The 6,970-nt window shown below is 60.4% G+C and carries 6 protein-coding genes; 2 read left to right on the top strand and 4 right to left on the bottom strand.

Annotated elements, in window-relative coordinates:
- The 3 genes from dcd to apbC all read right to left on the bottom strand — a co-directional run.
- The coding region (gene dcd, locus JWR14_RS03855; RefSeq protein WP_299701624.1) for a dCTP deaminase at window positions 1-409 on the bottom strand (409 nt) is incomplete at its 3' end.
- A 222-nt stretch (window positions 410-631) separates the two neighbouring features.
- Complete coding sequence (locus tag JWR14_RS03850; protein WP_299701627.1) at window positions 632-1,105, bottom strand: superoxide dismutase family protein; 474 nt, start codon at window positions 1,103-1,105, stop codon at window positions 632-634.
- A 234-nt stretch (window positions 1,106-1,339) separates the two neighbouring features.
- Window positions 1,340-2,428, bottom strand: coding sequence for an iron-sulfur cluster carrier protein ApbC (gene apbC / locus JWR14_RS03845; RefSeq protein ID WP_299701621.1), 1,089 nt, complete (start codon window positions 2,426-2,428; stop codon window positions 1,340-1,342).
- 272 nt (window positions 2,429-2,700) lie between these two features.
- Here apbC and JWR14_RS03840 point away from each other — a divergent pair, with 272 nt between their 5' ends.
- Together JWR14_RS03840 and metG are read left to right on the top strand one after the other, a co-directional pair.
- Window positions 2,701-3,357, top strand: coding sequence for an OmpA family protein (locus tag JWR14_RS03840; RefSeq protein ID WP_277036967.1), 657 nt, complete (start codon window positions 2,701-2,703; stop codon window positions 3,355-3,357).
- A gap of 376 nt (window positions 3,358-3,733) precedes the next feature.
- A complete protein-coding gene (gene metG / locus JWR14_RS03835; RefSeq protein WP_299701613.1) occupies window positions 3,734-5,905 on the top strand; it encodes a methionine--tRNA ligase in 2,172 nt (723 codons plus the stop codon).
- Between the two features lie 112 nt (window positions 5,906-6,017).
- Here metG and JWR14_RS03830 read toward each other — a convergent pair.
- A partial coding sequence (locus JWR14_RS03830; protein ID WP_299701610.1) for a translocation/assembly module TamB domain-containing protein occupies window positions 6,018-6,970 on the bottom strand: 953 nt, incomplete at its 5' end.

Raw genomic sequence — 6,970 nt, 5'->3', positions numbered from 1 at the left:
GCGTCACGTAACCTTCCCATTCCGGTTCGAACGGCGTGACGTTCACAATGATCCCGCAGCGCGCGTACGTGGATTTACCCAGACACACCGTCAGGCACGAGCGCGGAATCCGGAAATACTCGACTGTACGCGCAAGCGCGAAGGAATTCGGCGGGATGATGCAGACGTCGCCTTTGAAGTCGACGAACGATTTCTCGTCGAAATTCTTCGGATCGACAATCGTCGAATTGATGTTCGTGAAGATCTTGAATTCGTCTGCCACACGAATGTCATAACCGTAGCTGGACGTGCCATAGCTCACGATCTTGCGGCCATCTTCGGACACCCGCACCTGGTCGCGCACGAACGGCTCGATCATGTTGTGCGCTTCGGCCATGCGCCGGATCCACTTGTCGGACTTGATGCTCATAGGGAACGCTACCCAACGAAAGAGGCGGCTTGGAAAGAGGCCGCCGGGCTTGAAACAGGGCGTGGCCGGAGACTCGGGATGAATGCAGAAGCACGCCGAAGCCAGCCGGACCAGACGAGAAGCGCGTATTTTACTTGATGCGCCGGCCGCGCGACGCTGCTATGCCAACCGGCCGGGCCGCGCGCGCCAACAGCCTGATTTCATTGAAAGATCACTGCCGGATTACTGCCTGATCACGCCGCATGCGAGAGCGGGACCGGCGCCGTGCGGCACGACGGCGTAGGTGTCGGCGGCGTCACGATGAAGCACGATGGCCCGGGACAACACCGAGCGCACGCCGTCGAGCGATACGTCGGGCGCGACAATGAAACCCGTCGCCGTCCCGTTCGCATCGGCGCGAATGCTGGCGAGGTCGCCTTCGACCTTGGAGCCGGAGTCATTGCGCTCGGACGCGGGCGCAAATACGGGGCCGACGTCGGACGATGCTGGAATGATGCAGTCGCCGCGTTCATGAATCTGCAGCGCGTGCTCGCTGTTAGGCGGCATTCCCGACAGGTTGTAAGACACCTGGACGCCGTCCGCGCGTTCGATGAACGTGACGGTGCCGGTCGCCGCGTTGCCGCCGGTGGGCTGCAACGTGGCGTCGGCACGTTTTTCGTGGTTCTGGAACAGGAGGCCGCAGCCGCCGAGCAGCATGACACTCGCCAACACGGTGACAGTGGTGCTTGCAGCCGTGCTCAAACTCAGTATCAGGCTCGGGACCGGGTGACTCGCGGCAGGCAGTCTGCGCGATTCAGGCCCGTCGAATCTTTGTTTCATGCGATCCTCATGGCGACCCGCGACCACCCCGTGTGGTCACCTGGCCGCGCCAATCAAGGCGACATGATACCGCGACACGCGCCGCCAAAATCGCCCGCGTCCTCGTGTCGCCTAAGTGTTTTGCACTACGATGCTCGGGAACATCGAGGTCATGTCGCGCTGGCGTTCGGCAATCGAAATAGCCACCTTGCGCGCGATCGACCGATAGGCCTCGGCAATCTTGCTGTCCGGCTCCGAGATCACCGTCGGCTGGCCCGCATCGGTCTTCTCGCGGATCGCGATATCGAGAGGCAAATGGCCGAGTACCGGTACACCATATTCCTTCGACATCCGCTCACCCCCGCCCGCCCCGAAAATATGTTCTTCGTGGCCGCAATTCGAGCAGATATGCGTGCTCATGTTCTCCACGATCCCCAAAATCGGAATGCCCACTTTCTCGAACATCTTCAGGCCTTTCTTGGCATCCAGCAACGCGATGTCCTGCGGCGTGGTGACAATCACCGCGCCCGTGACAGGCACTTTCTGCGAAAGCGTGAGCTGGATGTCGCCGGTGCCGGGCGGCATGTCGACGACCAGGTAATCGAGGTCCTTCCAGTTGGTCTGGCGCAGCAATTGTTCGAGCGCGGACGTGACCATCGGGCCGCGCCATACCATCGGGTTATCCTGTTCGATCAGGAAACCGATCGAGTTGGCCTGGATACCATGCCCGATCATTGGGTTCATCGACGTGTTGTCGGGCGATTCCGGCCGGCCGGTGATGCCGAGCATCATCGGCAGCGACGGACCGTAGATATCCGCGTCCAGCATGCCGACCGATGCGCCTTCCGCGGCCAGCGCGAGCGCCAGATTCACCGCGGTCGTGCTCTTGCCGACCCCGCCCTTGCCTGACGCGACCGCAATGATGTTCTTCACGTTCGGCAGCAGCTTCACGCCCCGCTGGACCGCGTGCGCGACCACATGCGAGGTCACCGTGACCTGTACGCCGGCCACGCCCGGCACACCGCCCACGGCGTTCGCCACGAGCGTGCGGAGGGTCTCGAACTGGCTCTTCGCCGGATAACCCAGCACGATGCTCACAGTGACGTTTGCCCCGTCCACGGCCACGCTGCGGATGCTTTTCGTGTCCGCGAAAGTGCGGCTGGTATTTGGATCGATCAAACCGCTGAGTGCGGTATCGATCTGGGCGCGATCAAGGCTCATCGAAACTCCAGGGGAACGCTTTTTGCTCTGGCGGATCGAACGGTCCGCACGCAAAGTATGAAATTGAAAGGAATTGTTGCATCACGTTGCGTCGCAGCACTAGGCGATGCACTATCCGACGCTGCCATGATTCGGGGACGCATCGTTATAATCGCTTGAATCCTTGGCCGTATTGTAGTGGCAGCCGTAACGACGCGCCGGAAGACCCTACCGGGATCCTTTCGGGCTGTCGGTGCTGGCTTTGTCTGATTGGTATCCTGGAGAATGAACAAATGAACTCGAAAATGATGACCCGCTTGACCGTAATCGCCGTTGCCGGCGCGCTTGTCGCCGGCTGCGCAACCCAGCAAGGCAATAACGCCGCCGTTGGCACGGGCATTGGTGCGGCGTCGGGTGCGGCGCTTGGCGCAATCTTTGGCGGCGGCAAGGGTGCGGCCATCGGCGCGGGCGTAGGCGCGGCGGCGGGCGGCATCACTGGCTACAACTGGCAGGCCATCAAGGGCAAGCTGAGCGGCGCAACGAAGGGCACGGGCACGCAGGTAACGGAACAGCCGGACGGTTCGCTGAAGGTCAACATCCCGAACTCGATTTCGTTCGATACAAACAGCTACGCCATCAAGCCCGGTTTCGCACCGGTGCTCGACCAGGTCACGCAAACGCTTACGCAACATCCTGAGTTGATCGCGCAAGTGGTTGGACATACGGACAGCACCGGTCAGCCGGCATACAACCAGACTTTGTCGCAGAATCGTGCACAAAGCGTGGCTTCGTACCTGGCTAGCCACGGCGTGGCAGGTCAGCGCCTGTCGGCGCAGGGCATGGGCCAGACGCAACCTATTGCTGACAACAACACTGAAGCTGGCCGTGCGGAAAATCGTCGCGTGGAAATCTATCTGCGCGCCACCGCGCAGCCGGGTCAGGTTCAGTAAGACGGTTGATTTACAGGGGGATTGATGCGATTGCAGGGTCGGAGACTCAATTCGTTTCGCGGTGGAATAGAGAACTCGCAGAAAACTCGCCGCCGACACGAAAATATTTGAAACTTTGCTCCAGCAGTCCGTGTCTGTATTAACGGTAGGTGGCTGGCTTTGCCGCCACGTGCCATTCTCCTCTTGTCGTTGTTGCTCCGGGGCCGTTAATCGCCCCGGTTTTTTTTCGTCCAGATTTTGGGCTGGGAAGCCCCGGCCAATCCCGGCCGCCCTTCCCAGCCTTGGTCGAGTGCGAACCAAAGACCCGTGGCTGTTAGAATCGTGATTCGCTTTTTCACGCAATCACTGAATTCTTCAACCGCAGGGCCAGCGCCTTATGTCAGCACCCACGTCAGCACCCACGTCAGCACCCACCTCGTCTACACCCGTTTCCGCAGCGGCGTCAGCCACCCCGGGCCATCGCCGGATTCTCGTCACGTCCGCGCTCCCTTACGCGAACGGTCAGATTCATATTGGCCATATGGTCGAATACATCCAGACCGATATCTGGGTGCGCTCGCTGCGAATGCACGGTCACGAGGTCTACTACGTTGGCGCCGACGATACCCACGGCACCCCCATCATGCTGCGGGCCGAGCAGGAAGGCATCACGCCGAAGCAGTTGATCGAGCGCGTGGGGAAAGAGCACAAACGCGATTTCGATAGCTTCGGCATCTCGTTCGACAACTACTATTCCACCGACGCCGAAGAAAACCGCGTGCTGTGCGAATCCATCTACGGTTCGCTGCAGGCGGCCGGGCTGATTGAAGCGCGCGATATTGAGCAAGCCTACGATCCGGTCAAGGAAATGTTCCTGCCCGACCGTTTCATCAAGGGCGAGTGCCCAAAGTGCGGCGCGAAAGACCAGTACGGCGATAACTGCGAAGTCTGCGGGTCCACATACCAGCCACTCGACCTCATCAACCCGTATTCGGTGGTGTCGGGCGCCACGCCAGTGCGCAAGACCTCGACGCACTATTTCTTCCGTCTCTCCGACCCGCGTTGCGAAGATTTCCTGCGCGGCTGGGTCAGCGGACTGGCGCAGCCCGAAGCCACGAACAAGATGCGCGAATGGCTCGGGGACAAAGGCGACGCCAAACTCGCCGACTGGGATATTTCACGCGACTCGCCGTATTTCGGTTTTGAAATTCCCGGTGCGCCGGGCAAGTATTTCTACGTCTGGGTGGATGCGCCCGTGGGTTATTACGCCAGCTTCAAGAATCTGGCGGATGCGCGCGGCCTCGATTTCGAGGAATGGATCCGGCCGGGATCGAAGACCGAGCAGTATCACTTCATCGGCAAGGACATCCTGTATTTCCACACGCTGTTCTGGCCCGCGATGCTGGAATTTTCCGGCCATCGCACGCCGACCAACGTGTTCGCCCACGGTTTTCTCACCGTCGACGGCGCTAAGATGTCCAAGTCGCGCGGGACGTTCATCACGGCAAAAAGCGTGATCGATACGGGCATCAACCCCGAGTGGCTGCGCTACTACTTCGCCGCGAAGCTGAGCCACACGATGGAAGACATCGACCTGAATTTCGGTGATTTCCAGGCGCGCGTGAATAGCGATCTGGTCGGCAAGTACGTGAATATCGCGAGCCGGGCGGCAGGGTTCCTGATCAAGCGTTTCGAAGGCCGTGTGCTAGACAGCGCAATGGATCATCCGCTGCTGCTGCAATTACGCGCCGCCGTGCCGCAGATCGCGGCGCTCTATGAGGCGCGTGAGTACGGGCGGGCGTTGCGCACGACCATGGATCTCGCCGATACCGTCAACGCGTTCGTCGATACCGCGAAGCCGTGGGATCAGGCCAAGGACGAAGCGAACGCCGCCGCCCTGCATGAAACGTGCAGCGTGAGCCTGGAAGCATTCCGCTTGCTGTCGCTGGCGTTGAAGCCGGTGTTGCCGATACTGGCGGAATCGGTGGAAGGGTTCCTGGGCATCGCGCCGCTCGTTTGGGCAGATGTTTCGGCATCCCTCAGTTCTTCGCAGCCGATCAACGCGTACAAGCACTTGATGACGCGCGTCGATCCGAAGCAGATTGAAGCGCTGATCGCGGCAAACCGGGAATCGGTCGCGCCGGGGCAAGCGGTTGCTGCGGCTCCGGCGGCTGCTTCTGCTTCTGCGTCGAAGAAGGCAGCGAAGGTGAAAGAACCGGAAGCGGAAGGCGTGATTTCCATCGATGACTTCGCCAAGGTCGATCTGCGAATCGCGAAGATCGTGAATTGCACGGCGGTCGAAGGGTCGGACAAGCTGCTGCAACTGACGCTGGATATTGGTGAGGAGAAGACCCGCAACGTGTTCTCCGGTATCAAGTCGGCGTATCAGCCGCAAGACCTGATCGGGAAGTTCACGGTGATGGTCGCGAACCTCGCCCCGCGCAAGATGAAGTTCGGCCTGTCGGAAGGCATGGTGCTGGCCGCTTCCGCCGACGACGAGAAAACCGAGCCGGGCTTGTACATTCTTGAACCGCACAGCGGCGCGAAGCCGGGTATGCGTGTGAAGTAAAGCGCGAAGTAAAAGTATCAGGCGCAACAAAACGCAAGACCAAACAAAGGCCGTATTCAACTCACGCAACTCACGTTGAATACGGCCTTTTAACGTTCATGCGGTCCGTGATCTACTTCCCCTCCGTTGGCCCGTTCCTTCGCGACCACGAATCGAATCGCCGCGTGTAAAGCAGATCCATGCCCTGGAACGTGCCGCCGTATGCCGATATCGACCAGAACCGCGACAGGCTCAGCGTCGCCTTGATCGCATTGCTTGCCGACTGCAGGCCCTGCTCATAGCCGAGCACGAGCCGTTCATTGATCGCCTTCGACAACATCACGACTTGCGGATCGGTCAGCCCCACCTCACTCGTCCCGATAGAAAACTCATCCAGCCCGAACGTCTGCGCAATCCGCTTGCCCTGCGAACTTCCGAGCAATGCGAGCGCATTGGTCATCGCGCTCTGCTGGCCGATGTTGTTGCCCTGATCCGTGCCATGCCCGAACAGCAACCAGGATAACTTCTCGTTATCTGGCACGTTCGGCTCTGAAACCAGCTTGGCGACCGGCGACTGCACGGTGCCCGTCACCTGCACGCCGGCCTCGATTTCCTGATTGCGCCGCATCGCCAGAATATTGATGCCGGGGTTCGTAACCGGTCCGTTGAAGGTGAAAAAGCCGTTTTCAATTCCGAGCTTCCGCCCGAACGCCGTATACGTGGAACCTGGCGTCACGCGCACGTTGCCGACTGCCCGCAGCGGCATGTTCGGCGCGCTCATGGCAGTGATGGTCCCAGCCAGGCCAAGGTCCGCGCCCGCGCCTCGGAAGCGGAATTTCTGGCCGAGATTGATATCGATATTCGCGCGCGGCGCAAACGCGCCCACCGGCTTGTCGCCCGTTGCGACCACCTTCTGATCCTCGCCCTTCACCGTACCGTCGGGACGCACGATCACGACGTCGTCGCCAAGTGACGGCGCCGATTGCTCGGGCAGATCGAAGAGCGCGTGATCGATGGTGAATTTGCCGTCAATCGCCATCCCGCCCTGCAGTCCTGCGTTCGCCACCGAAGCACTGCCCGACAGCT

It is taken from the genome of Caballeronia sp., assembly GCF_028292365.1.
In the GTDB taxonomy this organism is placed as follows: Bacteria; Pseudomonadota; Gammaproteobacteria; order Burkholderiales; family Burkholderiaceae; genus Caballeronia.
The sequence above is the reverse complement of the archived record's forward strand: the minus strand, read 5'-3'. Positions and strand labels throughout refer to the sequence as shown.

Excerpts from the sequence above, each read along its gene's own strand:
- JWR14_RS03850 (WP_299701627.1), bottom strand. The coding sequence starts at position 1,105 with ATGCTGCTCGGCGGCTGCGGCCTCCTGTTCCAGAACCACGAAAAACGT.
- apbC (WP_299701621.1), bottom strand. The coding sequence starts at position 2,428 with ATGAGCCTTGATCGCGCCCAGATCGATACCGCACTCAGCGGTTTGATC.
- JWR14_RS03840 (WP_277036967.1), top strand. The coding sequence starts at position 2,701 with ATGAACTCGAAAATGATGACCCGCTTGACCGTAATCGCCGTTGCCGGC.
- metG (WP_299701613.1), top strand. The coding sequence starts at position 3,734 with ATGTCAGCACCCACGTCAGCACCCACGTCAGCACCCACCTCGTCTACA.